Below are 24,777 nucleotides of genomic sequence, written 5' to 3'. Positions count from 1 at the left end.
AAGTATCGTTGGCGCCCGATGGTCACGGAAAGTCGGTAGAATGCGCATTTTTCATCGAAGTCGGAGCCAGGTTGTGCGCGAAATCGTCCTGATCAACATCACCGGTGAAGATCGCCCCGGTCTCACTGCTGCCATCACCGGCGTCCTGCTGCAGGGCGGGGTGAGCATTCTCGACATCGGCCTGGCGGTGATGCACGGCACCTTGTCGTTCGGCATCCTGGTGGACATCCCCGACAACGAAGTGGCCACCAAGCTGTTGCAGAGCGTGCAGGCCAAGGCCCATGAGCTTAACCTGCAGGCCCGCTACACGCCGATTTCCGAGGCGGATTACCAGCAGTGGGCCGACGGCCACGGTGACGCGCGCCACGTGGTGACCCTGTTGAGCCGCAAGATCACCCCGGACCAACTGCAGCAGGTCAGTGCGGTGATCAGCCAGCACAACTTGACCATCGAGCGCATCGAGCGGTTGTCTGCCCGTGTGGCGCTGGACGCCGATACCAGCAAGGGCAAGGCGGCCATCGAGATTTCGGTGCGCGGTGAGCCTGATGATGCCCAGGCGTTGCGGGCCGAGTTCTTTGCCTTGTCCGAAGCGCTCAGCATCGACATTGCCTTCCAGAAGGACGACCTGTTCCGCCGCAATCGCCGCCTGGCGGTGTTCGACATGGACTCGACGTTGATCGAGGCCGAGGTGATCGACGAACTGGCCAAGGCGGCGGGCGTGGGCGAGCAGGTGGCGGCGATCACCGAGCGGGCGATGCGCGGCGAGCTGGATTTTCGCGCCAGTTTCAAGGAGCGCATGGCGCTGCTCAAGGGCCTGGACGTGGGTGTGCTGGACCAGATCGGTGCGTCGCTGCGCCTCACCGAAGGGGCGGAAACCCTGTTTGCCGAACTCAAGCGGCTGGGTTACAAAACGGCCATTCTGTCGGGCGGCTTCACCTATTTTGCCCGCCAGGTGCAGGCGCGGCTGGGCATCGACTATGTGTTTGCCAACGAGCTGGAAGTGGTCGACGGCAAGGTGACCGGTGTGGCCGTGGAGCCGATCGTCGACGCTCAGCGCAAGGCCGAGCTGCTGCAGAAGCTGGCGAGCGAAGAGGGCTTGCAGCTTGAGCAGACCATCGCCGTGGGCGATGGCGCCAACGATTTGCCGATGTTGTCACTGGCAGGCCTGGGCGTGGCGTTCCGCGCCAAGCCCCTGGTGCGCCAGTCGGCCAAACAGGCCATTTCGACCCTGGGGCTGGATGGGGTGTTGTACCTGCTGGGCCTGCGCGACCGCGACGCGCAGTCTGCGTAAGCGCAGCGTTAGCCGCCTGCTGCGGGGGTGAACGCACTCCACAGGCAGGCGGCGTTATCCCCAACAGGGCATCAGGCTGGCAGGCCGAGCTGCTGCCCCATGCGCACGGCCGAGGCTGCGCCCAGCGATTGCGCCCACTTCACCTGCTGTGGCCCGAACAGGACGATGGCAGTCGAACCCAGCTTGAAGCGGCCCAATTCGGCACCTTTCTCCAGGTGGATGGGCGCCCGGCTGGCGTCGTCGTAGCGGAAGGTTTTCAGCTCACGTTTGGGTGGCGTCACCAGCCCTGCCCATACGGTCTCGATAGAGGCCACGATCATCGCCCCCACCAGTACCACCGCCATCGGGCCGCGCTCGGTGTCGAACAGGCACACCACGCGCTCGTTGCGCGCGAACAGCTCTGGCACGTTCTCTGCCGTGGTCTGGTTTACCGAGAACAGCCGGCCGGGCACGTACACCATCTCGCGCAGGGTACCTGCCAGCGGCATGTGCACGCGGTGGTAGTCCTTGGGTGACAGGTAGATGGTGGCAAACTCGCCGCCCATGAATGGCGCAGCCATGGCCGGGTCGCCGCCCAGCAGTTCCTGGGCGCTGTAGCCGTGGCCCTTGGCCTGGAAGATGCGGCCGTGCTCGATGGGGCCGAGCTGGCTGACTGCACCGTCTGCAGGGCACAGGATGCTGCCGGGCGTGTCGTCCAGCGGCCGTGCACCTGGCTTCAGGGCGCGGGTGAAGAAGGCGTTGAAGTGCTCATAGGCGCTCAGGTCTTCGACCAGCGCTTCGCTCATGTCGACCTGGTAGCGTTTGGCGAACCAGGCGGTAAAGGCATTCTTGAACCAGCGCACACGGCACTCGGCGACGCAGCCGGCCAGCCGTGACAGCAGGTGGTGCGGCAGCAGGTACTGGCTGATGATGAACAGACGGGATTTCATGCAGGTTCCTTAGACTTCTACAGGCGTGTCCGGGTGGTTGCCCCATTCGCTCCACGAGCCGGCATAGGCTTTGACACGTGGGTAGCCGAGGGCCTTGGCCACCAGGTAGGTGAAACCGGAGCGGCGGTGGGTCTGGCAGTGGGTGATCACTTCCTTGTCCGGGGTGATGCCCAGTTGCTGCAACACCTGGGCGATGTCAGGGCGGATGCGCAGGTGGTCGTTGAGGTCCATGCCGGCGGTCCACTCGAAGTTGATCGCACCGGGTATGTGCCCGCCCTTGGCCGCCAGCACTTTCTCGCCACTGAATTCCTGCGGACCGCGGGCATCCCAGATGACCAGGTCGTCGGCGCCCAGGCGGCTTTGCAGGTACTCGCGGGTGGCAGTGGGCGTAGTGTCGATGTGCAGTGCCACTGGCGTAGTGCCCTTGGCCGGGGCCTCGGTGGACAGTTTGTCCGCAGGCCACGCCTGGATGCCGCCATTGAGGTAGTGGTAGCGCGTGTGGCCGATCACGTCGAGCAACCAGATGAAGCGCCCGGCCCAGCCACCGCCGTCATCGTCGTACACCACGTACACCGCATCATCACGGTGGCCCAGCTCACCGAACAGTTTTTCCAGGTCGCCCAGCGCTGGCAGCAGGCCAGGGGCCGGTGGCTGACCGAGCTGGGTGCGTTTGCCGTCGACAAAGTGCGCGCCCGGGACATGCCCACTGACATAGCGGTTCGCGCTGCTCAGGTCGACCAGGATCAGCTGGGGCGAAGCCAGGCGTGGCAGCAGGTCTGCGGGCTCGATCACCAGCGGCAGGCCGGAAAAGTCGCTCATCCACGGTCTCCAGTGTGCAAAGAGGGGCGATTGTAGCGCAAGGCTCAGGCCTTGCGGTTGGCAAACACGGTCAGGGCCCGCTCGATGCATTGTGCGGTCTTGCCGAAGGCCTGCACGCTGATATCGGCCATGGGCCTGCAGCCCTGGTCGGCCACCATCAGCATGAGTACCTGGTCATTCACCGCCAGAGAGCGCAGCAGCACGTGCTCGCCGCGGAACAGGGCACGCAGTGGGGCGGGCAGCAGGGCGTTGAACTGGGTGTGGTTCTCGGGGGTAATGCGCAACTGCCCCGCCTGGGCCATCATTTTTTGTAACAGCTTGTTCGGCGCAACGGGCAGCACCAGGCTCCCGGCCTCTTTGGGCAGGCCGGCCACCTGCTGCACGCGCAGGCAGTCGTTGGCCCGGTCGAGCCCGAGCAGCAGTACGCGCTGCAGGCCGCACGCCAGCAAGGCTTCACGGGCCTGGGTGGCGAGGTGGACGGTGTTGGTGAACGGGGTCGGCTGGGCCAGCAGGTCCTGGCAGAGCGTGCGCCAACGTGCCAAGTCGCCACTGGTAGGGGGCGGCGGTGCCAGCATGTCTGGGTGCGGTCGGCGCTGGTGCCAGGGCCAGATCAGCGCCTCGGCGGGGTGGAACAGCGCCAGCCTGGCATGGCGGCGGGCACTGGCAGCGGCCTGCTGGTGCATTTGCTGCTGCACGTCTTCCAGCGACGTCTGCAGGTAAAGCGCGGTCAGCAGTTGCCAGCGCAGCAGGTGCGGGTTGTCCCAGCCCACCTGGGCGGCCAGGGCCAGGTTGTTGGCCAGCAGTACGGTGTTGGCCGGCTGGTTGAACCAGCGGCGCAGGCCGGGCTCGGCGTCCAGCCTGTGTTGCTGGCTGAGCAGGTCTTCGTCGCGGGCGATGTTCAGCACCTGTGCCAGTTGCTCGCGCTCCTCCAGCAGCAGGCGATAGCCCAGCGTGACCCACTGTGGCAGGCGCCAGTGCTCGGCCATGGCCCGGCACAGCTCCAGGATACGTACGCCAAACAGTTCATGCTCGACCTCTGCGGCCACCTCGCCTTTATGGATGACCCGCAGCTCCCAGGTGTCCAGCAGCTTGGGGTGGGCCAGCGCCAGTGGCCACAGTGGCGACAGAAACAGCAGGCTGCCCCAGTGGATTTCCTGCCAGAGCCGCGCCAGGCGGCTGGCGAACAGCCCGCTGGCCTGCTGCGAGGCGTGCTGGCTGATCAGCTGGAACTGGCAGAGCACCGGCGGGATGTTCTCGGCTGGCATTGATGGCAGGCGCTTGAGCAACTGCGCACTGCGCTCCAGCCCCAGGCGGTTGAGGGCCACCTCCAGGCTTTCGGCAGGCTCTGCTTGGCTGGCGTTGGTGGGGTGGTTGGCTTCACGCATCACCGACAGCACCAGGGCGGGGCTGTCCTGCATCAGTTCGGCGATATCGCGCAGTGAGCGGCGATTGTCGTTGATGGCCGCCATTACCCGGTCATAGCTGTGCTTGGGCACAGGTATGCGAATGCTTTCCAGCAGCTTTACCCAGGCCTCTAACGTACGTGGAGCCTGGCCGGGTACCTTGGTTTCGATTGGCATTTTGACATCAGTCCGAACTGGCTTTTCGCTTTGAGTGGCTATAGTCTGGCGCAGTTCTGCCGATAAGTAGAAGAAGAGTTTTGACGCTTCCGCCACATCCCCTGACCACGACAGCAAGTGCTTTGAATCTATGGCTAAAATTATCGGCATCATCGTCGTATTCGCGAGCGTGCTCGGCGGCTACGTGCTCTCCCACGGCAAGATCGCGGCACTGATCCAGCCGTTCGAAGTACTGATCATCGGCGGTGCGGCCTTTGGTGCATTCTTGCAGGCCAACCCCGGCTACATGACCATGCACGTCATCAAGAAGTCGATGAAGATGTTCGGCTCGCGCTTCACCCATGCCTACTACCTTGAAGTGCTGGGTCTGGTGTACGAGATTCTGAACAAGAGCCGCCGTGAGGGCATGATGGCCATCGAGGCCGACATCGAGGATGCCTCTGCCAGCCCGATCTTCGCCAAATACCCGACCGTGCTGGCCGATGAACGCATGACCGCGTTCGTCTGCGACTACCTGCGCATCATGTCCACCGGCAACATGGCCCCACATGAGCTCGAGGGCTTGTTCGACATGGAGCTGCTGAGCATGAAGGAAGAGCTGGAGCACCCGTCGCATGCGGTGACCGGCGTGGCCGACGGCATGCCCGGCTTCGGTATCGTGGCTGCGGTGCTGGGTATCGTGGTGACCATGGCCTCGCTGGGCGACGGCGACCAGGCAGCCATCGGCATGCACGTAGGCGCGGCGCTGGTGGGGACGTTCTTCGGTATTCTGGCGGCCTACGGCTTCTTCGGCCCGTTGGCCAAGTGCCTGGAGCACGACGCCAAGGAGGAACTGAACCTCTACGAATCGATCAAGGCTTCGCTGGTGGCGTCGGCGTCGGGCATGCCGCCATCGCTGGCCGTGGAGTTCGGGCGCAAGGTGCTGTACCCCAAGCATCGCCCGAGCTTCTCCGAGCTGGAACAAGCGGTACGCGGTCGCTGATCCATGGAAAACAACCAGCCCATCATCGTCAAGCGCGTCAAGCGCTTTGGCGGCGGCCATCACGGCGGCGCCTGGAAAATCGCCTTTGCCGACTTCGCGACGGCCATGATGGCGTTCTTCCTGGTGCTGTGGCTGCTTTCCACTGCCACGCCGGAGCAGAAGATCGCCATCGCCGGCTACTTCAAGGACCCGATCGGTTTTTCGGAAAGTGGCACGCCCTACGTCATCGACCTGGGCGGCTCGCCTGAACTGGCCCCGGAAAAAACCATCAACCCGACGGAGAAGTCCGAGCCTACCCCCGACAACACCATCGAGGTGAACAAGGACCAGGTTGAAACCATGGCCGAGCAGGTTGAGCGGGAGCGCCTGGAACTGCTGCTGCAAGAGCTGCAGAACAAGGTGGAAGAGAACCCGCAACTGCAGAAGTTCAAGGACCAGATCCTGTTCGAGATCACCCAGGACGGCCTGCGTATCCAGATCATGGATGCCGAGAACCGGCCAATGTTCGACATCGGCAGCGCACGCCTGCAGCCGTATTTCGAAGACATCCTGCTGGCGATGGCAGACACCATCAAGACCGTGCCGAACAAGATCAGTGTGAGCGGCCACACCGACGCCAAACCCTATGCGGGCACTGGCGAGTTCGGCAACTGGGAACTGTCGGCCAACCGCGCCAACGCGGCGCGCCGGGCGCTGGTGGCCGGCGGGTACCCGGACGATCAGGTGGCGCGGGTGGTGGGCTATGCGTCGTCATCGCTGTTCGACCGCAAGAACCCGTTCAACCCGGTGAACCGCCGCATTGACATCATCGTGCTGACCAAGAAGGCCCAGCGTGATATCGAGGGCGAGCAAGGTTCGAAACAAGCGCCCGCCGCCCCGGCGTCGGCGCCCGGCGCTGCGGCACCCGCTGCGCCCAAGGCCGACAATGACAACGACCAGGCCCCCATGCAGCCCCGCGAGTTGCGCCAGAAGCTGAATATCTTTGAAGATGGCGCGCTGAAGATGGATGAAGCCAAGGAGCAATAGGCCTTTGGCGGTATCAGCGCTGACGGCTGTTTGGCGTAACGGGTGCAGCGCCTGCGGGATCGAGCGCCGCCCGCGCGGCGCTCGGTCTCACGGCCAGCGCAACTACCACGGCGAGAGCATCTACCTTAGGTCAGGCTGGCGATGATCGAGCGGTAGCTGTTCATGCGCTGCGGCTTGATACGCCCGTCATCCAGGGCCTTGAGCAGCGCACACCCCGGTTCGCGGTCATGCTTGCAGTCGCGGAAGCGGCAAGTACCGAACAGGTCGCGGAACTCGATGAAACCTTCTTCCACGTCGGTACGGCTGACGTGACCCAGGCCGAACTCACGGATGCCCGGCGAGTCGATCAGGTCGCCGCCATTGGGGAAGTGGTACAGGCGGGCGGTGGTGGTGGTGTGGGTGCCCTGGCCTGACCACTCCGACAGGTCGCCCACGCGCGTGCCGGCATCGGGCAGCAGGCTGTTGACCAGAGAAGACTTGCCCACGCCCGACTGGCCAACGAACACACTGATGTGGCCGTCGAGCGTCTGCTGCAGGCGCTGCATGCCGTCGCCCTGGTGCGCGGATACCTCCAGCAGCGGGTAGCCCAGTTCGCGGTACACCTCAAGCAACTGGTGCAGGCCGGGGCCGTTCTGTTCGTCGATCAGGTCCGCCTTGTTCAGCAGCAACAACGGGCGCAGGCCTGCGTGTTCTGCGGCCACCAAGTAGCGGTCGATAAGATTGGGGTGTGGCTCGGGAGCGGGTGCGAAGACGATGACGATAAGGTCGACGTTGGCCGCCACCGGCTTCAGCTGGCCGTGGTTGTTGGGCCGGCACAGCTCGGTGATGCGAGGCATCTGCGCCACGATCACGCCGATACCCTGGTTGCCCGCCCGCCAGACTACCCGGTCGCCGGTCACCAGTGCTGGCAGGTTGGCCCGCAGGTGGCAGCGGAACACCTGGCCGGCGGTGTCGCCGTCCTGGGCTTCCACTTCGACCTGGACGCCAAAGTGCGCAATTACCAGGCCCAGTTGTTCCGGCCCCAGGTCACCACCTTCCAGTTCGTGCAGCACGTGCTGCTCACGCTTGGCTGCACGGGCAGCGCGTTCGTTCTGGATTTTTTCGATACGCCAGTTCTGACGGCGGTTGAGCTGGCGTTTGGCCATGAACGCTCCGTAGGAGAGCCCCACGCGGGGCGTTGAAATCGGCAGGCAGTCTAGCACGTCGGCCCCACGGCCTGTGCGCTTGGCTTTTTGACCGGTACCGGGACGTCTGGGCTAAAATGAGCGCCTATTCGAGGAGCGCCCCATGCAAAACCCACAGAACCTGATCTGGATCGACCTGGAAATGACCGGCCTGGATCCGGACAGCGATGTCATCATCGAGATGGCCACCATCGTCACCGACAGCGACCTGAATACCCTGGCCGAAGGCCCGGTGATCGCCATCCACCACAGCGATGAGGTGCTGGCGCGCATGGACGACTGGAACACCCGTACCCATGGCGCTTCGGGCCTGACCCAGCGGGTGCGCGAAAGCACGGTCAGCATGGCCGAGGCCGAGGCGCAGACCATCGCCTTCCTCGAACAGTGGGTGCCCAAGGGCAAGTCGCCGATCTGCGGTAACAGCATCTGCCAGGACCGCCGCTTCCTCTACCGTCACATGCGCAACCTGGAAAACTACTTCCACTACCGCAACCTGGACGTGTCCACGCTGAAGGAGCTCGCCGCACGCTGGGCACCAGAGGTGCGCGACAGCTTCGTCAAGGGCGGCACCCACCTGGCACTGGACGACATTCGCGAGTCCATCGCCGAGCTGCGCCACTATCGCGAGCACTTCATCAAGTTCTGAGCATCAGCCAGCAGACCGAAGGCGGCGTTTGCCGCCTAACGCTTGCCACTTGCCGCTTCAAGGAATGTGCTTCATGTTGTTGATGCTTTACCTGATCGCCATCACCGCTGAAGCGATGACGGGCGCGCTGTCTGCCGGGCGTCGTGGCATGGACTGGTTCGGTGTGGTGCTGATTGCCTGCGTGACGGCACTGGGCGGCGGCTCGGTACGGGATGTGCTGCTTGGCCATTACCCGCTGACCTGGGTCAAGCACCCTGAATACCTGGTGCTTACCAGTTGCGCGGCACTGTTCACGATCTTTATCGCACCGATGATGCGCCGCCTGCGCTCGTTGTTTCTGGTGCTCGATGCCCTGGGGTTGGTGGCGTTCACGCTGATCGGCTGCATGACTGCCCTGGAAATGGGGCAGGGCATGTTGGTGGCGTCGATCAGCGGGGTCATCACCGGGGTGTTCGGCGGGATTTTGCGGGATATCTTCTGCAACGATATCCCCCTGGTCTTCCGCCGCGAGCTGTATGCCAGTGTGTCGTTCGCAGCCGCGTGGTTCTACCTGGGGTGCGTGTATTTCAACGTGCCAGCCGAGCAGGCGATGCTGCTGACCTTGTTCGGCGGGTTCCTGGTGCGGTTGCTGGCCATCCGTTTTCACTGGGAAATGCCCAAGTTCCACTACAACGACCAGCAATAAGCCATTTTCAGGCCTGATGCCGCAGGCTTGGGCACGGGGCTATTGAATGTGGTGCTGGGCCAGTGCCCACGCCACATGCTCACGCACCAGCGCCGAGCCATCGTCACGGCGTGCCTTCAGCGCCTCGATCACCGGGATCGTTGACGGCGCATTGCCCAGCCCCACTGCCAGGTTGCGCAGCCAGCGCTCATACCCCGCCCTGCGCAAGGGGCCGCCCTCGGTCTTGCGCAGGAAGGTTTTCTCGTCCCACAGAAACATCTCGGCCAGTTCGGCATTCTCCAGCCCATGGCGTGGTTGGAAGTCCTGCTCGCGGGTGGCTTTGGCAAAACGGTTCCAGGGGCACACGATCTGGCAGTCGTCGCAGCCGAATACCCGGTTGCCCATCATGGGGCGCAGCTCCACCGGTATCGGGCCCTTCAGCTCGATGGTGAGGTAGGAGATGCAGCGGCGCGCGTCCAGCACGTACGGCCCGACGAAAGCCTGGGTCGGGCAGATGTCCAGGCAGGCCTGGCAGCGTCCGCAGTGCTCGCTGGTAGTGGCCGGGTCCACCGGCAGCGGCAGGTCGACGAACAGCTCGGCAAGAAAAAAGTAACTGCCGGCTTTGCGGTTGAGCAGCAGCGTATTCTTGCCAATCCAGCCCAGCCCGGCCTGTTCGGCCAGGGCTTTTTCCAGCACCGGGGCGCTGTCGACAAAGGCCCGGTAACCGAACGGGCCGATGGCTTCCTGAATGCGGTCGGCCAGAAACTGCACGCGCTTGCGCACCAGCTTGTGGTAATCGCGGCCCAGGGCATAGCGGGACACGTAGGCTTTTTCGGGCTGGGCCAGGCGCTGCGCCATCTGCGTGTCGCCAGGCAGGTAATCCATGCGCAGCGACACCACCCGTACCGTGCCGGGGATCAACTGCTCGGGGTGGGCGCGCTTGCTGCCATGGGCACCCAGGTATTCCATCTCGCCTTGGTAGCCAGCATCAAGCCAGCGCTGCAGGTGGTGTTCGTGTTCACCAAGGTCGACCCCGGCGATGCCTACGTGGGCAAAGCCGAGTTCCTGGCCCCACATCTTGATCGATTGGGCCAACTGTTCGAGGTCGGGTGTGGAGGCGGGCATGGATGGGCAAGCAATACGGGCTCAGGTGCGTATAATTCTGCCAGACATTGGAGCTTTTGACCCCATGCCACAGACCAAACACCCAAACCCTGCGCCGCAGCTGCTCAGCAGCCTGACCGTCGCGCACCTGCCGCCGCGGCCTGCGCAGGCCCATAAAGGCGACTTCGGCCATGTGCTGGTGGTAGGCGGCGACCTGGGCACCGGGGGCGCTGTGCTGCTTGCCGGCGAGGCGGCGCTGCGCTGCGGGGCAGGGCTGGTCAGCCTTGCAACGCGCCCGGAGCACGTTGCCGCAGGCCTCGCCCGCCTGCCTGAAACCATGTGCCTTGGGGTGCAGTCGGCCAACCAGCTGATGGGCGTGCTGGAGCGCGCCTCGGTGCTGGTGGTGGGCCCTGGCCTGGGGCAGGCGGGGTGGGGGCGCAGCCTGTTGTCGGCGGTGGCCAATGCCGACCGCCCGCAGGTATGGGATGCCGACGCCCTGAACCTGCTGGCCAGTGCGCCCCTGGCGCTGCCCAGCGGCAGCGTGCTCACGCCGCACCCGGGGGAGGCTGCGCGGCTGCTGGGCATTTCTACCGAAGCGGTGCAGGCCGACCGGCCGGGGGCTGCGCGCAAGCTGGCGCGGCGCTACAACAGCGTGTGCGTGCTGAAGGGCGCCGGTACCTTGGTGGCCGACCCGGATGGGCAGCTGATGCTCTGCGACCGTGGCCACCCGGCCATGGCCGGCGCTGGCCTGGGCGATGTACTCAGTGGCGTGCTGGCCGCGCTGCTGGCGCAGGGCCTGAGCGCCTGGGAAGCCGCAGGGCTAGGGGTGTGGCTGCACGCCCGTGCCGGTGAACGCCTGGGCGGTGAAGGCCGGGGGCTGGCGGCCAGTGACCTGATACCTGTCATTCGTTATTTGTTGGAGGAGCACAGCGCGTGCCTGGCTTAAACCTGTTTCTGGCCGACGAAGCGGCCACTGTCGCCTTCGGCGCACACTTGGCCACTGTCACCGATGGTCGCGGTGTGATCTTTCTTGAAGGGGACCTGGGCGCGGGCAAGACCACGTTGTCACGTGGCCTGATCCGTGGCCTGGGCCATACTGGTGCAGTGAAAAGCCCGACGTTCACCGTTGTCGAACCCTACGAGATCGGTGATGTCCGAGCTTTTCACTTCGACCTTTATCGGCTGGTCGATCCAGAGGAGCTTGAGTTCATGGGTATTCGTGACTATTTCGAGGGGGACCCACTGTGCCTGTTCGAGTGGCCACAAAAGGGTGCGGGCGTTTTGCCAAAGCCTGACCTGACCATTACCATAAGCCCCCAAGCTGGCGGACGCTCGCTTGACCTGTCGCCGCAGGGGGCTCGTGGCGAGGCCTGGTGCGTGGCACTGGCCGAACACTATAAACAGTAAGTGGGGTAGGTATGCGCATACGCGCACTGGTCGCCATCGTTGGGCTGCTGCTGACAACGGTGACCGTTGACGCTCTGGCCGTCACTCAAGTCAAGAGCGTGCGCCTGTGGCGCGCGCCGGACAACACACGGCTGGTTTTCGACCTGTCTGGCCCCGTGCAGCACAGCGTCTTTACCCTGAGCGCACCGGACCGGCTGGTTATCGATATCAATGGTGCGACGTTGGCCGCCCCGTTGAAGGTTGCCACCTCCAACACGCCAATCAGCAGCGTGCGCTCTGCCCAGCGTACCCCTACCGATTTGCGGGTGGTGGTCGACCTTAAAAAGTCGGTCACCCCCAAGAGCTTCACCTTGGCGCCCAACGCGCAGTATGGCAACCGCCTGGTGGTCGACCTGTATGACCAGGAAGCCGACGCCATCGCCGCCACTGCGCCGCCGCCGGCTCCACCACCGGTGCAGGCGCCGGCAACCACCCCGGCTGTGCCGGTGACGCCCACGCAGCCTGCCATCAAGTTGCCACCAGTGCCTAGTGGCAAGCGCGATATCGTGGTCGCCATTGACGCCGGTCACGGCGGCGAAGACCCTGGCGCGTCCGGGTCCAGTGGTCAGCATGAAAAAGATATCGTGCTGCAGATCGCCCGCGAGCTGCAACGCCAGATCAGTGCCGAAAAGGGCTTCCGGGCCGAGCTGACGCGTACGGGTGATTATTTCATTCCGTTGCGCAAACGCACTGAAATCGCGCGCAAGAAAGGCGCCGACCTGTTCATTTCGATCCACGCCGATGCCGCGCCGTCCCGTGCTGCCTTCGGTGCATCGGTGTTTGCGTTGTCTGACCGTGGCGCCACGTCCGAAACCGCACGTTGGCTGGCCGACACGGAAAACCGCTCCGACCTGATCGGGGGGGCAGGCAACGTCAGCCTGGATGACAAGGACCGTATGCTGGCAGGTGTACTGCTGGACCTGTCGATGACCGCCACGCTCAGCTCCAGCCTCAACGTGGGGCAGAAGGTGCTGGGCAACATGGGGCGCATCACATCGCTGCACAAGCAGCGGGTCGAGCAAGCGGGCTTCATGGTATTGAAGTCGCCCGACATCCCTTCGATTCTGGTGGAAACCGGGTTCATCTCCAACAATGCCGAGGCCGCCAAGCTGTCGACCCGCAGCCATCAGCAGGCGCTTGCCCGTTCGATCCATACCGGCGTGCGCCAGTACTTCCAGCAAAACCCGCCGCCAGGCACCTATATCGCCTGGCTGCGTGACAGCGGCAAGATCGCCCAGGGCCCACGTGAGCACACGGTGCGCCCCGGCGAGACCCTGGCCATGCTGGCTGTGCGCTACCAGGTCAGTGTGAGCAGCCTGCGCAACACCAACAACCTGAAGACCGATGAACTGAAGGTGGGCCAGCGCCTGGATATCCCTGCTACCACGTTGGCCTCGCAATGAGCGGCGGTTCCCGCATCCAGCTGCTCAGCCCGCGGCTGGCCAACCAGATTGCGGCGGGTGAGGTGGTCGAGCGGCCTGCCTCGGTCGCCAAGGAACTGCTGGAAAACAGCCTGGACTCCGGGGCCCGTCGTATCGACGTGGAGGTGGAGCAGGGCGGCGTGAAGTTGTTGAAGGTGCGCGATGACGGCGGCGGGATTTCTGCTGACGACCTGCCGCTGGCGCTGGCGCGGCACGCCACCAGCAAGATCCGCGAGCTGGAAGACCTCGAAGGGGTACTGAGCCTGGGCTTTCGGGGCGAGGCGCTGGCCTCGATCAGCTCCGTTGCCCGCCTGACCCTCACCTCGCGTACCGCCAGTGCCAGCGAAGCCTGGCAGGTGGAAACCGAAGGCCGTGAGATGACCCCGCGGGTGCAGCCGGCGGCTCACCCGGTGGGCACGTCGGTGGAAGTGCGCGACCTGTTTTTCAATACACCGGCCCGGCGCAAGTTTCTCAAGGCCGAAAAAACCGAGTTCGATCACCTGCAGGAAGTGGTGCGCCGCCTGGCGCTGGCGCGTTTTGATGTTGCCTTCCACCTGCGCCACAACGGCAAGAGCATTCTCAGCCTGCACGAGGCTCATGACGAAACGGCCCGTGCGCGGCGGGTAGGCGCCATCTGCGGCCCAGGCTTCATGGAGCAGGCGCTGCCCATCGAGGTAGAGCGCAACGGCCTGCGCTTGTGGGGCTGGGTTGGGCTGCCGACGTTCTCGCGCAGCCAGGCCGACCTGCAGTATTTCTTCGTCAATGGCCGTGCGGTCCGCGACAAGCTGGTGGCCCACGCCGTGCGGCAGGCTTACCGTGATGTGCTGTTCAATGGCCGGCACCCCACGTTCGTGCTGTTCCTTGAGCTTGAGCCCAACGGCGTCGACGTCAACGTGCACCCCACCAAACACGAAGTGCGCTTCCGTGAAGGGCGTTCGGTGCACGACTTCCTCTACGGCACCTTGCACCGCGCCCTGGCCGATGTGCGGCCAGAGGACCAGTTGGCTGCCCCGGCTGCCGTGCCCGAGGCTGTGCGCCCCACCGGCCAGCAGGCTGGCGAATTCGGCCCGCAAGGCGAAATGCGCCTGGCGGCTGCGGTGCTGGAACCACCCCGTGCCCAGCCGTCGTTCAGCAATGGGGGCAGCGGCGCCGGCTACCAGTACCAGTACACGCCGCGCCCGTCGCAGCCGTTGCCCGCCGCTGAGGCACAGGCGGTGTACCGCGAGTTCTACAAGCCGCTGGCCGAAGGCGCCACCGCGCCTGCTGCGCTGCCGGAGAGCCAGGGGGATATTCCGCCGCTGGGCTATGCCCTGGCGCAACTCAAGGGTATCTACATCCTGGCCGAAAACGCGGTCGGCCTGGTGTTGGTGGACATGCATGCGGCCCATGAACGCATCATGTACGAACGGCTGAAGGTGGCCATGGCCAGCGAAGGCCTCAGCGGCCAGCCGTTGCTGGTGCCCGAAACCCTGGCCTTGAGCCAGCGCGAAGCCGACTGCGCCGAGGAACATGGCCAATGGTTCCAGCGGTTGGGCTTCGAGTTGCAGCGCCTTGGCCCGGAAACCCTGGCGATTCGCCAGATCCCGGCACTGCTCAAGCAGGCGGAGGCCAACCGCCTGGTACAGGACGTACTGGCCGACCTGATGGAATACGGCACCAGCGATCGCATTCAGGCGCACCTCAACGAACTGCTCGGCACCATGGCTTGCCACGGTGCAGTGCGTGCCAACCGGCGCCTGGCGATCCCGGAGATGAACGCCCTGCTGCGTGATATGGAAAACACCGAGCGCAGCGGCCAGTGCAACCACGGGCGCCCTACCTGGACGCAGATGGGCCTGGATGACCTGGACAAACTCTTTTTGCGCGGCCGATGACATGAGTGGCAAGCCCCCTGCAATCTTCCTGATGGGCCCGACGGCGTCCGGCAAGACCGACCTGGCCATCGAGCTGAGCAAGGTCATGCCCTGTGAACTGGTGAGCGTTGATTCGGCGTTGGTATACCGGGGCATGGACATTGGCTCGGCCAAGCCGTCCAAGGCCATGCTGGCGGCTCACCCGCACCACCTGATCGATATTCGCGACCCTGCCGAAAGCTACTCGGCGGCGCAGTTTCGCGCCGACGCCCTCCAGGTCATGGGCGAGATCACCGCGCGGGGCAACATCCCGCTGCTGGTGGGCGGCACCATGCTCTACTACAAGGCCTTGATCGACGGCCTGGCGGACATGCCGGCAGCGGACGCCCAGGTGCGCGCCGAGCTGGAGGCCCTGGCGCAGGCGCAGGGCCTGGCGGCGCTGCACCGGCAACTGGCCGAGGTCGACCCGGAATCAGCTGCCCGCATTCACCCCAACGACCCTCAGCGGTTGATCAGGGCGCTTGAGGTGTACCGGGTCAGCGGCCAGAGCATGACGGCCCATCGCCAGCGTCAATTGGCTGAAAGTAGCGGCGCAGACGCAGGCGCGGGCGGCCATTTGCCCTATACTGTCGCGAGTTTGGCGATAGCGCCTACAGATCGTCACATTCTGCATCACCGAATTGCGTTACGATTTTCACAGATGTTGGAACAGGGCTTTGTCGACGAGGTCCGAATGCTGCGAGCCAGAAGTGACTTGCACGCCGGGTTGCCGTCTATACGGGCTGTGGGGTATCGGCAAGTCTGGGACTACCTGGACGGCATACTGGATGAGAATGAGATGCGCGAGCGCGGTATCATTGCCACCCGGCAGCTGGCCAAGCGGCAGTTCACCTGGTTGCGTGGCTGGCCGGGCGTGCAGTGGCTCGACAGCCTTGCCTGCGACAATCTGTCCCGCACCTTGAAATACCTTGGGGCCATCTCCATATTGAGCTGAGTCCCTGCAGATTGCCGTCTATCCTTGCGATGGGCGGCCCAATTTATCGTTTTTTCAGATTTTCCAATTATTTATCCTTACAGGAGTGCGGCATATGTCAAAAGGGCATTCGCTACAAGACCCTTACTTGAACACCTTGAGAAAAGAAAAGGTTCCGGTTTCGATCTACCTGGTCAACGGTATCAAGCTGCAGGGCTCGATCGAATCCTTCGACCAGTTCGTGGTACTGCTGAAAAACACCGTCAGCCAGATGGTCTACAAGCACGCCATTTCCACTGTCGTACCTGCCCGTCCGGTTCGTCTGCCAAGCCCGTCCGATTCCGAGAACGGCGACAGCGAGCCAGGCAACGCCTGATAGGAGCCTGCATTGTTCTTTGAGCGCCACGGTGGTGGTGAACGGGCCTTGCTCGTTCACTTGGAAGGTCAGAACCCTGAGGCGCGTGAAGACCCGCAGGAGTTTCAGGAGCTGGCGCTGTCGGCAGGTGCCGACATCGTCTCGCTGGTCACGGTGACAAGGCATCAGCCTTCCGCCAAATACCTGATTGGCAGTGGCAAGGTCGAGGAATTGCACGACCTGGTCCATGCCGAACAGGTAGACCTGGTGATTTTCAATCACACCCTCACGCCCAGCCAGGAGCGCAACCTCGAGCGCGTGTTCGAGTGCCGTGTGCTCGACCGCACCGGGCTGATCCTCGATATTTTCGCCCAGCGGGCGCGTACCCATGAAGGCAAGCTGCAGGTCGAACTGGCCCAGCTGGAGCACATGAGTACCCGTCTGGTACGCGGCTGGACGCACCTTGAGCGGCAAAAAGGCGGTATCGGCCTGCGCGGGCCGGGTGAAACCCAGCTGGAAACCGACCGCCGCCTGCTGCGGGTGCGCATACGCCAGATCAAGTCACGCCTGGAAAAGGTGCGCAGCCAGCGTGAGCAGGCGCGTCGCGGCCGCAAGCGGGCAGACATCCCTTCGGTTTCGCTGGTGGGCTATACCAACGCCGGCAAGTCCACGCTGTTCAACGCCTTGACCCAGTCCGAGGTGTACGCCGCCGACCAACTGTTCGCCACGCTCGACCCAACCCTGCGCCGCCTGCAACTGGACGACCTGGGGCCAATCGTATTGGCCGACACAGTGGGCTTTATCCGCCACTTGCCGCACAAGCTGGTCGAGGCTTTTAGGGCTACGCTCGAAGAGTCGAGCAACTCCGACCTGCTGCTGCACGTCATCGATGCCCATGAGCCCGAGCGCATGGAGCAAATCGAGCAGGTGCTGGCGGTGTTGGGAGAGATTGGCGCCGAAGGCTTGCCGATCCTCGAGGTGTATAACAAACTCGACCTGCTTGAAGATGTCGAGCCGCAAATCCAGCGTAATGCCGACGGCAAACCCGAGCGGGTCTGGGTGTCGGCACGCGATGGGCGTGGCCTGGAGCTGGTTGGCCAGGCGGTTGCCGAGCTGCTCGGCGATGATCTGTTTGTTGGCACCCTGTGCCTGGAGCAGCGTTTTGCCCGCTTGCGCGCGCAATTCTTTGACCTGGGCGCGGTGCAGAGTGAAGCGCATGATGAAGAAGGGCGCAGCCTGCTGAGTGTGCGGCTGCCCTGGGTCGAGCTCAACCGCCTGGTCAGCCGGGAAGGCATGGAGCCGCAAGTGTTTGTCGAGCAACACACTTTGCAATAAATGCTCGTCGACGTCGCCGGGCAGCAATGACAGGCATTCTGTAGCATTGGACGGCGCGCCGTGGGCGCGTCTTTGCTTTATCAGATGGAGAGCGCTATGGCTTGGAACGAGCCGGGTGGCAACTCGAACAATCAGGATCCCTGGGGCGGTCGCCGCGGTAATGGTGGCGGCGGCGGTGGCGGTGACAAAAAAGGGCCACCGGATCTGGACGAGGCCTTCCGCAAACTGCAGGACAGCCTGAATGGCATGTTCGGCGGTAATAAAAAACGTGGCGGCGGCGGTGACCGCAATGTCGGCAAGGGTGGTGGCCTGGGCCTGCTGGGCATCGGCCTGGCCGTGCTGGCTGCCATCTGGCTGTATAGCGCTGTCTACGTGGTCGACGAGCAGGAGCAAGCCGTGGTGCTGCGCTTCGGCAAGTACTATGAAACAGTCGGTCCCGGCCTGAACATCTACTTCCCGCCCATCGATCGCAAGTACATGGAAAACGTCACGCGTGAGCGTGCCTACACCAAGCAGGGCCAGATGCTGACCGAAGACGAGAACATCGTCGAAGTGCCGCTGACCGTGCAGTACAAGATCACCAACCTGCAGGACTTCGTGCTCAACGTCGACCAGCCTGAGGTGAGCCTGCAACACGCGACCGACAGTGCCCTGCGCCATGTGGTGGGCTCCACTTCGATGGACCAGGTGCTGACCGAAGGCCGTGAGCAGATGGCCGTGGATATCCGCGAACGCCTGCAGCGCTTCCTCGACAACTACCGTACCGGCATCACCGTGACCCAGGTCAACGTACAGAGCGCGGCAGCCCCGCGTGAAGTGCAGGAAGCCTTCGATGACGTGATCCGTGCCCGCGAAGACGAGCAGCGTGCCCGCAACCAGGCCGAGTCCTACGCCAATGGCGTGGTACCCGAGGCCCGTGGTCAGGCCCAGCGCATCATCGAAGACGCCAACGGTTATCGCGACGAAGTCATCGCCCGTGCCAAAGGTGAGGCCGACCGCTTCGTCAAGCTGGTCACCGAGTACCGCAAGGCGCCTGACGTGACCCGCCAGCGTTTGTACCTGGAGACCATGCAAGAGGTTTACAGCAACTCGAGCAAAGTCATGGTGGCCACCAAGGACGGGCAGAACAACCTGCTCTACCTGCCACTGGACAAGATGGTCGAAGGCAGCCGCAACCCGGCCGCGCCAAGCAGCGGCGTATCGTCGGCGAATGATGCAGCCGCCGCCCGTGCGGCGCAGGACACGCAACAGCAACAGCAACCGCTGCGCACTAGGGAGAGCCGCTGATGAGCAACCGATCGCTGATCGCCCTGATCGTCGCTGTGGTACTGGGTATTGTGGCCTGGAACAGCTTCTACATCGTGGCCCAGACCGAACGGGCAGTGCTGCTGCGCTTCGGTAAGGTGGTCCAGGCGGATGTGCAGCCTGGCCTGCACGTGAAGATTCCTTACGTGAACCAGGTGCGCAAGTTCGACGCACGCCTCATGACCCTCGACGCCCCCACTCAGCGGTTCCTGACCCTGGAGAAAAAAGCGGTGATGGTCGATGCGTACGCCAAATGGCGCGTCAAGGACGCCGAGCGTTTCTATACCGCCACTTCCGGCATGAAGCAGATCGCCGACGAGCGTCTGTCCCGTCGCCTGGAAAGCGGCCTGCGTGACCAGTTCGGTAAACGCACCCTGCACGAGGTGGTGTCCGGTGAGCGTGACGCGTTGATGGCAGACATTACTGCTTCGCTTAACCGCATGGCCAACAAGGAGCTGGGTATCGAGGTTGTCGACGTTCGCGTCAAGGCCATCGACCTGCCGAAGGAAGTCAACCGCAGCGTGTTCGACCGCATGAGCACCGAGCGTGAGCGTGAAGCCCGCGAGCACCGCGCCAAGGGTAACGAGTTGGCAGAAGGCATCCGTGCCGACGCTGATCGCCAGCGCCGCGTACTGCTGGCCGAGGCCTACCGTGAAGCCGAGGAAACCCGCGGTGACGGTGATGCCCAGGCCGCTGCCATCTACGCCAAGGCCTACACCCAGGACGCCGATTTCTACGCGTTCTACCGTAGCCTGCAAGCGTACCGTGACAGCTTCTCGAGCAAGAGCGATGTACTGGTCCTGGACCCGAAGAACGAGTTCTTCCGCTTCATGGACAAGAGTCGGCCCTGAGGCTCGTTCGGGTTGGTGCCCCGCCTGGCAGCTAAAACGCCTGGCGGGGTGCATCCTGAATGAAAACGGGTGTATCATGAGTCAGCCGGGAAATTTCCCGGCTTTTTTGCGTCTGCAAGGTTGATTGGCACGCGCCGGTTGACGGTTTGCTCAGCTCGCAAGGCAATTCGAGGGTATCGGGTACGGTGGCTGCGCTGGGATCAGTGCTGCCCGTTGCTGTGCGCGATACCGGCTTTACTGACGGCTGGCCTGCGGGCGGCCGCCCGGACCAGAGGGGAAATGGCGTAATGGCAACGGTAGACCGCTGGCTGCTGCCAGATGGCATCGAGGAAGTACTGCCACCTGAGGCTGCGCGCATCGAAATCGCGCGGCGCCAGGTGTTGGACCTGTTCCAGAGTTGGGGCTACGAACTGGTCGTCACGCCGCATATCGAGTACCTGGAGTCGCTGCTTACCGGCGCCGGCCAGGACCTGGACCAGCGCACCTTCAAGGTGGTGGACCCGCAGTCCGGCCGCCTGATGGGCTTCCGCGCCGACTTCACCCCGCAAGTGGCACGCATCGATGCCCATACCTTGCGCCGTGAAGGCCCAAGCCGCCTGTGCTACGCCGGCAGCGTGCTGCATGCCCAGCCGCGGGCCTTGTCCACCTCGCGCAGCCCGATCCAGTTGGGTGCAGAGCTGTACGGCGATGCCAGCCCCACCAGTGACGTCGAAGTCATCAGCCTGATGCTGGCCACGCTGCAACTGGCCGATGTGCCCGACGTGCACATGGACCTGGGCCACGTGGGCATCTACCGCGGCCTGGCCCGTGCTGCCGGGTTGTCGGGCGCTGTGGAACAGCAACTGTTCGACGCCATGCAACGCAAGGCCGTGGATGAAGTGCAGGCCTTGACCGCCGACTTGCCCAAAGACCTGGGCAACATGTTGCGCGCGTTGGTCGAGTTGTGCGGCGGCCGTGAGGTGCTGGCCGAGGCCCGCGTGCGCCTGGGCCGTGCGCCGGCCAGCGTACTGGCCGCGCTGGACGACCTGCTGGCGATCGCGGATCGCCTGGCGTCGCGCTACCCGGCCCTGCCGCTGTACTTCGACCTGGGCGAGCTACGCGGTTACAACTACCACACGGGTGTGGTGTTTGCGGTGTTCGTGCCGGGTGAAGGCCAATCGATCGCCCAGGGTGGGCGCTATGATGACATTGGCGCTGATTTTGGTCGGGCGCGCCCGGCCACTGGTTTCTCCACGGATTTGAAGACCCTGGTCACACTGGGGCGAGCGGAGGTCGTATTGCCCACGGGCGGCATCTGGATGCCGGACAGTGGCGATGCGGCCCTCTGGCAGCAAGTCTGCCAGTTGCGCAACGAGGGCCAGCGAGTGGTCCAGGCGCTGCCTGGCCAGCCGTTGAGTGCTGCCTTCGAAGCGGATTGTGATCGGCAATTGATTCAGCAAGACGGGCGCTGGCAGGTTCTGCCGCTGGCCCAGTGAGTTTCTGCGTCGGCAAAGGCCGGCAACCAAGTTTGCGTGAATGAGGACCAATGTAATGGGTAAGAATGTCGTCGTCCTGGGCACCCAATGGGGTGATGAGGGCAAAGGCAAGATCGTCGATCTGCTGACCGAACATGCTGCCGCCGTAGTGCGCTACCAGGGTGGCCACAACGCGGGCCACACCCTGGTGATCAACGGTGAAAAGACCGTTCTGCACCTGATTCCGTCCGGCATCCTGCGTGAAGGCGTGCAGTGCCTGATCGGCAACGGCGTGGTCGTTGCCCCGGATGCACTGATGCGTGAAATCACCAAGCTGGAAGAGAAGGGCGTACCGGTGCGCGAGCGCCTGCGCATTTCCCCGGCTGCACCGCTGATCCTGTCTTACCACGTGGCGCTGGACCAGGCCCGTGAAAAAGCCCGTGGCGAAGCCAAGATTGGCACCACCGGCCGTGGTATCGGCCCCGCTTACGAAGACAAAGTGGCACGCCGTGGCCTGCGCGTAGGCGACCTGTTCCACCGTGAGCGTTTCGCCGCCAAGCTGGGTGAACTGCTGGACTACCACAACTTCCAGCTGGTGAATTACTACAAAGAGCCTGCCATCGACTTCCAGCAGACCCTGGACGAGTGCATGGCCTATGCCGAACAGCTCAAGCCAATGATGCTCGACGTCACCGCCGAGCTGCACAAGCTGCGCCGCGCCGGCAAGGACATCATGTTCGAAGGCGCCCAGGGCTCGCTGCTGGACATCGACCACGGTACCTACCCGTACGTCACCAGCTCCAACACCACCGCTGGCGGTATTTCCACCGGCTCCGGCGTTGGCCCGATGTACCTGGACTACATCCTCGGTATCACCAAGGCCTACACCACGCGCGTGGGCTCTGGCCCGTTCCCGACCGAACTGTTCGATGAAACTGGCGCTACCCTGGCCAAGCGTGGCCATGAGTTTGGCTCCACTACTGGCCGTGCCCGCCGTTGTGGCTGGTTCGACGCCGTCATCCTGCGCCGCGCCATCGACGTCAACAGCATCTCGGGCATCTGCCTGACCAAGCTGGACGTGCTCGACGGCCTGGACACCATCAGCATCTGCGTAGGTTACAAGGATGCTAACGGCGAAGTGATCGAAGCACCGACCGACGCCGACAGCTACATCGGCCTGCAGCCGGTGTACGAGCAACTGCCGGGCTGGAGCGAGTCGACCCTGGGTGCCAAGACCCTGGAAGAACTGCCCGCCAATGCACGCGCGTACATCACCCGCATCGAGGAGCTGATTGGCGCGCCGATCGACATCATCTCCACCGGCCCGGACCGCAACGAAACCATCGTGTTGCGCCATCCGTTCGCCTGATCGGCCTGCCAGGTTGACCTGACGCCGTGTCCCTGCAAGGGGGCGCGGCGTTTTTCATTGTGCAATGCCTGTTGCGGCCTCTGCGCGACTGTACCCGCGCCCGCACGTTGCTCAACCTTGGCGCTTATCCCCGCTGCCCCGGCACAACCCTTGCTGTAAGAAATATCTGTCGATGCCATCAAAATAGTGGCGCCAGAAAACACGAGGGTTACACCGTGTCTGCCATCCTCTCACTGTTACGAAGCCGCCTTTTGCGGCCTGTCTTTGTGGCCCTGGGTATCGCCCTTTTGGTGCAGGTACTGGTGGCTGTTGCCCTCACGCGAAGCACAGTCACTGCCCTTGAGGCCGACCTGAGCGAGCGGCTGGGCCATGACAGTCAGCAACTCACTGGCGACCTGGAGCAGGCCGGGCAAGATGTCCGCGCCGGCCTTGATGGGTTGTCCAGCAGTACCCGCCAGCGCTTGAGTGCAGGCCTTTCGGAGCGCCTGCAGGCCGAGCAGCAGCAACTGCGCGCCACCCTCGAAAAAAGCCTGAGGGAATCGGCCAACGATATGGCCGAACTGCTGGCTTCGGTGGCACCCCGGGCCATCTGGGACAACGATGTACCGGTGCTTTCCGATTTCGCCCGGCGTGCCCAGCGCAACCCCAACGTGCTGTTCGTCATCTACGACGACGCCCAGGGCCAGCACCTGACCCGCTACCTGAACCGGCAAAACCCCATCAACCAGGCCCTGATGGAAAAGGGGCAGGGTGAGCGTGCGCTGGACAAGGTCATCGAGGCGGCCCGCCGCGACCCGGCTGTGTATGTGGTAGAGGCCCCCATCAACCCCAATGGTGCGGAGATCGGCAAGGTAATGATGGGCGTGTCGACAGCGGGCATCGACCAGCAGCTGGCGGCCCTCGACCAACGTTTCGCTGCCCTGATTGCCAGTGGCGAGCAACTGGTGGGCGACAGCCTGGTGGGCGCTGCCGCCGACAGCGGCAAGACCTTGCGCGAGCGCCTGGAGAAGGCGCAAGGCAGCGCCGCCGCGATGCAGGCCAATACCGCACAGACGGTTCGTGATGCAGCAGGCGAGCTGCGCTGGCGTATTGGCCTGGGCCTGATGTTGGTAGGGCTGGGGGTATTGCTGGTGGTGGCCGTGGTGCTGGGCCGGCGGGTGGTGAGCAAGTTGCGCCTGCTGATCGCGGCGCTCGACGACCTGGCAGCCGGGGAGGGCGACCTGACCAAGCGGGTGCGTATGGACAGCCGTGACGAGATCGGCGACATGGCCTCGGCCGTGAACCGTTTTGTCGACAAGTTGCAGCCCATCGTTCGCGAGGCCGGTGAGGTGGCCCAGCGCACCGGGGTGGAGATCGGCGCCATGGCCCAGCGTAACGCCGGCGCCGATGCGGCTGCAGCGCTGCAGCGTGACGAAGTGGCTGCCAGCCTGCGCGACCTGTCGAGCATGGCCGACGAGGCCCAGGCCGAAAGCCATGCGATGCAGGCCGCGCTGCAGCAGGTGGTGGATATCCGCCAGGCGACCGACGAAAACACCCGCACTTCTACCCAGTTGGCCGGCCTGATCGAGAACCTGGCTGGCCAGGTGGATGCGGGCTCCCAGGTAATCGAAAGGCTGGCCAAGCAGAGCGAGCAGATCGAGGTGGTGCTGACGGTGATCCATGGCATTGCCGAGCAGACCAACCTGTTGGCCCTGAATGCCGCCATCGAAGCCGCGCGTGCTGGTGAAACGGGCCGGGGCTTTGCCGTGGTCGCTGACGAGGTACGCGCCCTGGCGAGCAAGACCCAGAGCTCTACCGGGGACATCCAGGCACATATCGCCGCCCTGCAGAAGGGGGCCAAGGAAGCCGTCGCCACCATCAGCCAGGCGGGGGTGAAGGCCAATGAAGGGTTGCTGGTGCTGCGTGACAACGAGCGCCGTCAGCAGTCGGTACAGGCGGCGGTGGAGCAGGTGCACGCGGCCATCGGTTTGGCCACCCGTGCGGCTGAGCAACAGGCGAGTGGGGCCCAGGCGGTGCGGGGGCGGGTGGAAACCATCCACGTCCAGGCGGAGCGCTCGGCCGAGGTGGTGATGCAGACCACCGCCAGCAGCAAGGTACTGGATGACCTGGCGGCGCAGTTGCGGGCAAGCTTGGGCCAGTTCCGTGCCTGAGCTATCCCAGGCACCCACGCCACCCCTGTGGGAGCAACTG

22 protein-coding genes and 1 pseudogene are annotated in these 24,777 nt (G+C 64.0%); 18 read left to right on the top strand and 5 right to left on the bottom strand.

Going from position 1 to position 24,777, the window contains the following annotated elements; all coding sequences use genetic code 11:
• Nucleotides 1-73 precede the first annotated feature (73 nt).
• The gene (gene serB / locus APH25_RS00310; RefSeq protein ID WP_028631850.1) at nucleotides 74-1,291 is read left to right on the top strand and encodes a phosphoserine phosphatase SerB; all 1,218 of its coding nucleotides are present in this window, start codon (nucleotides 74-76) and stop codon (nucleotides 1,289-1,291) included.
• Between the two features lie 71 nt (nucleotides 1,292-1,362).
• On the opposite strand, the gene asd is transcribed toward serB, so the two are convergent.
• From asd to APH25_RS00295, 3 genes are read right to left on the bottom strand one after another with little or no spacing between them, the layout of a single operon-like run.
• Entirely contained in the window at nucleotides 1,363-2,220 is an 858-nt protein-coding gene (gene asd / locus APH25_RS00305; RefSeq protein ID WP_060480695.1) for an archaetidylserine decarboxylase, read from the bottom strand.
• A 9-nt stretch (nucleotides 2,221-2,229) separates the two neighbouring features.
• Complete coding sequence (locus tag APH25_RS00300; protein ID WP_028631848.1) at nucleotides 2,230-3,039, bottom strand: rhodanese-like domain-containing protein; 810 nt, start codon at nucleotides 3,037-3,039, stop codon at nucleotides 2,230-2,232.
• Nucleotides 3,040-3,083: 44 nt separating this feature from the next.
• Nucleotides 3,084-4,619: an HDOD domain-containing protein gene (locus tag APH25_RS00295; RefSeq protein WP_060480694.1), complete on the bottom strand. Its 1,536-nt coding sequence runs from the start codon at nucleotides 4,617-4,619 to the stop codon at nucleotides 3,084-3,086.
• A gap of 130 nt (nucleotides 4,620-4,749) precedes the next feature.
• On the opposite strand from APH25_RS00295, the gene motA reads away from it, so the two are divergent.
• Nucleotides 4,750-5,601 (top strand): flagellar motor stator protein MotA, encoded by an 852-nt coding sequence (motA, locus tag APH25_RS00290; RefSeq protein ID WP_028631846.1) that lies wholly within the window; start codon nucleotides 4,750-4,752, stop codon nucleotides 5,599-5,601.
• Between the two features lie 3 nt (nucleotides 5,602-5,604).
• The gene (gene motB / locus APH25_RS00285; protein WP_028631845.1) at nucleotides 5,605-6,627 is read left to right on the top strand and encodes a flagellar motor protein MotB; all 1,023 of its coding nucleotides are present in this window, start codon (nucleotides 5,605-5,607) and stop codon (nucleotides 6,625-6,627) included.
• A 125-nt stretch (nucleotides 6,628-6,752) separates the two neighbouring features.
• Here the strand turns inward: motB and rsgA are convergent, their stop codons facing one another.
• Nucleotides 6,753-7,772: a small ribosomal subunit biogenesis GTPase RsgA gene (gene rsgA, locus APH25_RS00280; protein WP_060480693.1), complete on the bottom strand. Its 1,020-nt coding sequence runs from the start codon at nucleotides 7,770-7,772 to the stop codon at nucleotides 6,753-6,755.
• A 142-nt stretch (nucleotides 7,773-7,914) separates the two neighbouring features.
• Between rsgA and orn the strand changes: the two genes are divergently transcribed.
• Complete coding sequence (orn, locus tag APH25_RS00275) at nucleotides 7,915-8,457, top strand: oligoribonuclease (protein ID WP_028631843.1); 543 nt, start codon at nucleotides 7,915-7,917, stop codon at nucleotides 8,455-8,457.
• Between the two features lie 73 nt (nucleotides 8,458-8,530).
• Nucleotides 8,531-9,142 carry a trimeric intracellular cation channel family protein gene (locus APH25_RS00270; protein WP_028631842.1) on the top strand — a complete coding sequence of 204 codons (612 nt, stop codon included), beginning with the start codon at nucleotides 8,531-8,533 and terminating at the stop codon, nucleotides 9,140-9,142.
• Between the two features lie 39 nt (nucleotides 9,143-9,181).
• Here APH25_RS00270 and queG read toward each other — a convergent pair whose 3' ends face one another.
• Nucleotides 9,182-10,246, bottom strand: coding sequence for a tRNA epoxyqueuosine(34) reductase QueG (gene queG / locus APH25_RS00265; RefSeq protein ID WP_060480692.1), 1,065 nt, complete (start codon nucleotides 10,244-10,246; stop codon nucleotides 9,182-9,184).
• Between the two features lie 64 nt (nucleotides 10,247-10,310).
• On the opposite strand from queG, the gene APH25_RS00260 reads away from it, so the two are divergent.
• The 13 genes and pseudogenes from APH25_RS00260 (at nucleotide 10,311) to APH25_RS26140 (ending at nucleotide 24,737) form a co-directional block, all read left to right on the top strand.
• On the top strand, nucleotides 10,311-11,171 hold the full coding sequence (locus APH25_RS00260) for an NAD(P)H-hydrate dehydratase (RefSeq protein ID WP_060480691.1): 861 nt from the start codon (nucleotides 10,311-10,313) through the stop codon (nucleotides 11,169-11,171).
• 8 nt (nucleotides 11,172-11,179) lie between these two features.
• The gene (gene tsaE, locus APH25_RS00255) at nucleotides 11,180-11,632 is read left to right on the top strand and encodes a tRNA (adenosine(37)-N6)-threonylcarbamoyltransferase complex ATPase subunit type 1 TsaE (protein WP_371262487.1); all 453 of its coding nucleotides are present in this window, start codon (nucleotides 11,180-11,182) and stop codon (nucleotides 11,630-11,632) included.
• Nucleotides 11,633-11,643: 11 nt separating this feature from the next.
• On the top strand, nucleotides 11,644-13,074 hold the full coding sequence (locus tag APH25_RS00250) for an N-acetylmuramoyl-L-alanine amidase (protein WP_060480690.1): 1,431 nt from the start codon (nucleotides 11,644-11,646) through the stop codon (nucleotides 13,072-13,074).
• Nucleotides 13,071-14,966 carry a DNA mismatch repair endonuclease MutL gene (gene mutL, locus APH25_RS00245; RefSeq protein ID WP_060480689.1) on the top strand — a complete coding sequence of 632 codons (1,896 nt, stop codon included), beginning with the start codon at nucleotides 13,071-13,073 and terminating at the stop codon, nucleotides 14,964-14,966. Before APH25_RS00250 ends, mutL begins: the two co-directional genes overlap by 4 nt.
• Nucleotide 14,967: 1 nt before the next feature.
• Entirely contained in the window at nucleotides 14,968-15,939 is a 972-nt protein-coding gene (miaA, locus tag APH25_RS00240) for a tRNA (adenosine(37)-N6)-dimethylallyltransferase MiaA (RefSeq protein WP_060480688.1), read from the top strand.
• Between the two features lie 94 nt (nucleotides 15,940-16,033).
• Nucleotides 16,034-16,294 (top strand): RNA chaperone Hfq, encoded by a 261-nt coding sequence (gene hfq, locus APH25_RS00235; RefSeq protein ID WP_060480687.1) that lies wholly within the window; start codon nucleotides 16,034-16,036, stop codon nucleotides 16,292-16,294.
• A 12-nt stretch (nucleotides 16,295-16,306) separates the two neighbouring features.
• Nucleotides 16,307-17,608, top strand: coding sequence for a ribosome rescue GTPase HflX (gene hflX, locus APH25_RS00230; protein ID WP_028631834.1), 1,302 nt, complete (start codon nucleotides 16,307-16,309; stop codon nucleotides 17,606-17,608).
• Nucleotides 17,609-17,704: 96 nt separating this feature from the next.
• Nucleotides 17,705-18,895 carry an FtsH protease activity modulator HflK gene (hflK, locus tag APH25_RS00225; protein WP_028631833.1) on the top strand — a complete coding sequence of 397 codons (1,191 nt, stop codon included), beginning with the start codon at nucleotides 17,705-17,707 and terminating at the stop codon, nucleotides 18,893-18,895.
• Entirely contained in the window at nucleotides 18,895-19,764 is an 870-nt protein-coding gene (gene hflC / locus APH25_RS00220) for a protease modulator HflC (protein ID WP_028631832.1), read from the top strand. The genes hflK and hflC overlap by 1 nt, the downstream gene beginning before the upstream one ends.
• 287 nt (nucleotides 19,765-20,051) lie before the next feature.
• Nucleotides 20,052-21,239, top strand: coding sequence for an ATP phosphoribosyltransferase regulatory subunit (locus APH25_RS00215; protein ID WP_028631831.1), 1,188 nt, complete (start codon nucleotides 20,052-20,054; stop codon nucleotides 21,237-21,239).
• A gap of 55 nt (nucleotides 21,240-21,294) precedes the next feature.
• Nucleotides 21,295-22,587, top strand: coding sequence for an adenylosuccinate synthase (locus APH25_RS00210; RefSeq protein ID WP_060480686.1), 1,293 nt, complete (start codon nucleotides 21,295-21,297; stop codon nucleotides 22,585-22,587).
• Nucleotides 22,588-23,138: 551 nt separating this feature from the next.
• Nucleotides 23,139-23,831 (top strand): annotated as a pseudogene (locus APH25_RS26145) (methyl-accepting chemotaxis protein); the annotation flags it as partial.
• Nucleotides 23,826-24,737: a methyl-accepting chemotaxis protein gene (locus APH25_RS26140; protein ID WP_371262486.1), complete on the top strand. Its 912-nt coding sequence runs from the start codon at nucleotides 23,826-23,828 to the stop codon at nucleotides 24,735-24,737. The pseudogene APH25_RS26145 and the gene APH25_RS26140, both read left to right, overlap by 6 nt.
• Nucleotides 24,738-24,777 lie beyond the last annotated feature (40 nt).

This window comes from Pseudomonas sp. NBRC 111119 (assembly GCF_001320125.1).
GTDB lineage: Bacteria > Pseudomonadota > Gammaproteobacteria > Pseudomonadales > Pseudomonadaceae > Aquipseudomonas > Aquipseudomonas parafulva.
This window is presented reverse-complemented; position numbering and strand designations above follow the sequence as displayed.

Bases quoted from the DNA above. Each gene is read 5' to 3' on its own strand.
- asd (WP_060480695.1), bottom strand. From the start codon at position 2,220: ATGAAATCCCGTCTGTTCATCATCAGCCAGTACCTGCTGCCGCACCAC.
- APH25_RS00300 (WP_028631848.1), bottom strand. From the start codon at position 3,039: ATGAGCGACTTTTCCGGCCTGCCGCTGGTGATCGAGCCCGCAGACCTG.
- APH25_RS00295 (WP_060480694.1), bottom strand. From the start codon at position 4,619: ATGCCAATCGAAACCAAGGTACCCGGCCAGGCTCCACGTACGTTAGAG.
- motA (WP_028631846.1), top strand. From the start codon at position 4,750: ATGGCTAAAATTATCGGCATCATCGTCGTATTCGCGAGCGTGCTCGGC.
- motB (WP_028631845.1), top strand. From the start codon at position 5,605: ATGGAAAACAACCAGCCCATCATCGTCAAGCGCGTCAAGCGCTTTGGC.
- rsgA (WP_060480693.1), bottom strand. From the start codon at position 7,772: ATGGCCAAACGCCAGCTCAACCGCCGTCAGAACTGGCGTATCGAAAAA.
- orn (WP_028631843.1), top strand. From the start codon at position 7,915: ATGCAAAACCCACAGAACCTGATCTGGATCGACCTGGAAATGACCGGC.
- APH25_RS00270 (WP_028631842.1), top strand. From the start codon at position 8,531: ATGTTGTTGATGCTTTACCTGATCGCCATCACCGCTGAAGCGATGACG.
- queG (WP_060480692.1), bottom strand. From the start codon at position 10,246: ATGCCCGCCTCCACACCCGACCTCGAACAGTTGGCCCAATCGATCAAG.
- APH25_RS00260 (WP_060480691.1), top strand. From the start codon at position 10,311: ATGCCACAGACCAAACACCCAAACCCTGCGCCGCAGCTGCTCAGCAGC.
- APH25_RS00250 (WP_060480690.1), top strand. From the start codon at position 11,644: ATGCGCATACGCGCACTGGTCGCCATCGTTGGGCTGCTGCTGACAACG.
- mutL (WP_060480689.1), top strand. From the start codon at position 13,071: ATGAGCGGCGGTTCCCGCATCCAGCTGCTCAGCCCGCGGCTGGCCAAC.
- miaA (WP_060480688.1), top strand. From the start codon at position 14,968: ATGAGTGGCAAGCCCCCTGCAATCTTCCTGATGGGCCCGACGGCGTCC.
- hfq (WP_060480687.1), top strand. From the start codon at position 16,034: ATGTCAAAAGGGCATTCGCTACAAGACCCTTACTTGAACACCTTGAGA.
- hflK (WP_028631833.1), top strand. From the start codon at position 17,705: ATGGCTTGGAACGAGCCGGGTGGCAACTCGAACAATCAGGATCCCTGG.
- hflC (WP_028631832.1), top strand. From the start codon at position 18,895: ATGAGCAACCGATCGCTGATCGCCCTGATCGTCGCTGTGGTACTGGGT.
- APH25_RS00215 (WP_028631831.1), top strand. From the start codon at position 20,052: ATGGCAACGGTAGACCGCTGGCTGCTGCCAGATGGCATCGAGGAAGTA.
- APH25_RS00210 (WP_060480686.1), top strand. From the start codon at position 21,295: ATGGGTAAGAATGTCGTCGTCCTGGGCACCCAATGGGGTGATGAGGGC.
- APH25_RS26140 (WP_371262486.1), top strand. From the start codon at position 23,826: ATGGACAGCCGTGACGAGATCGGCGACATGGCCTCGGCCGTGAACCGT.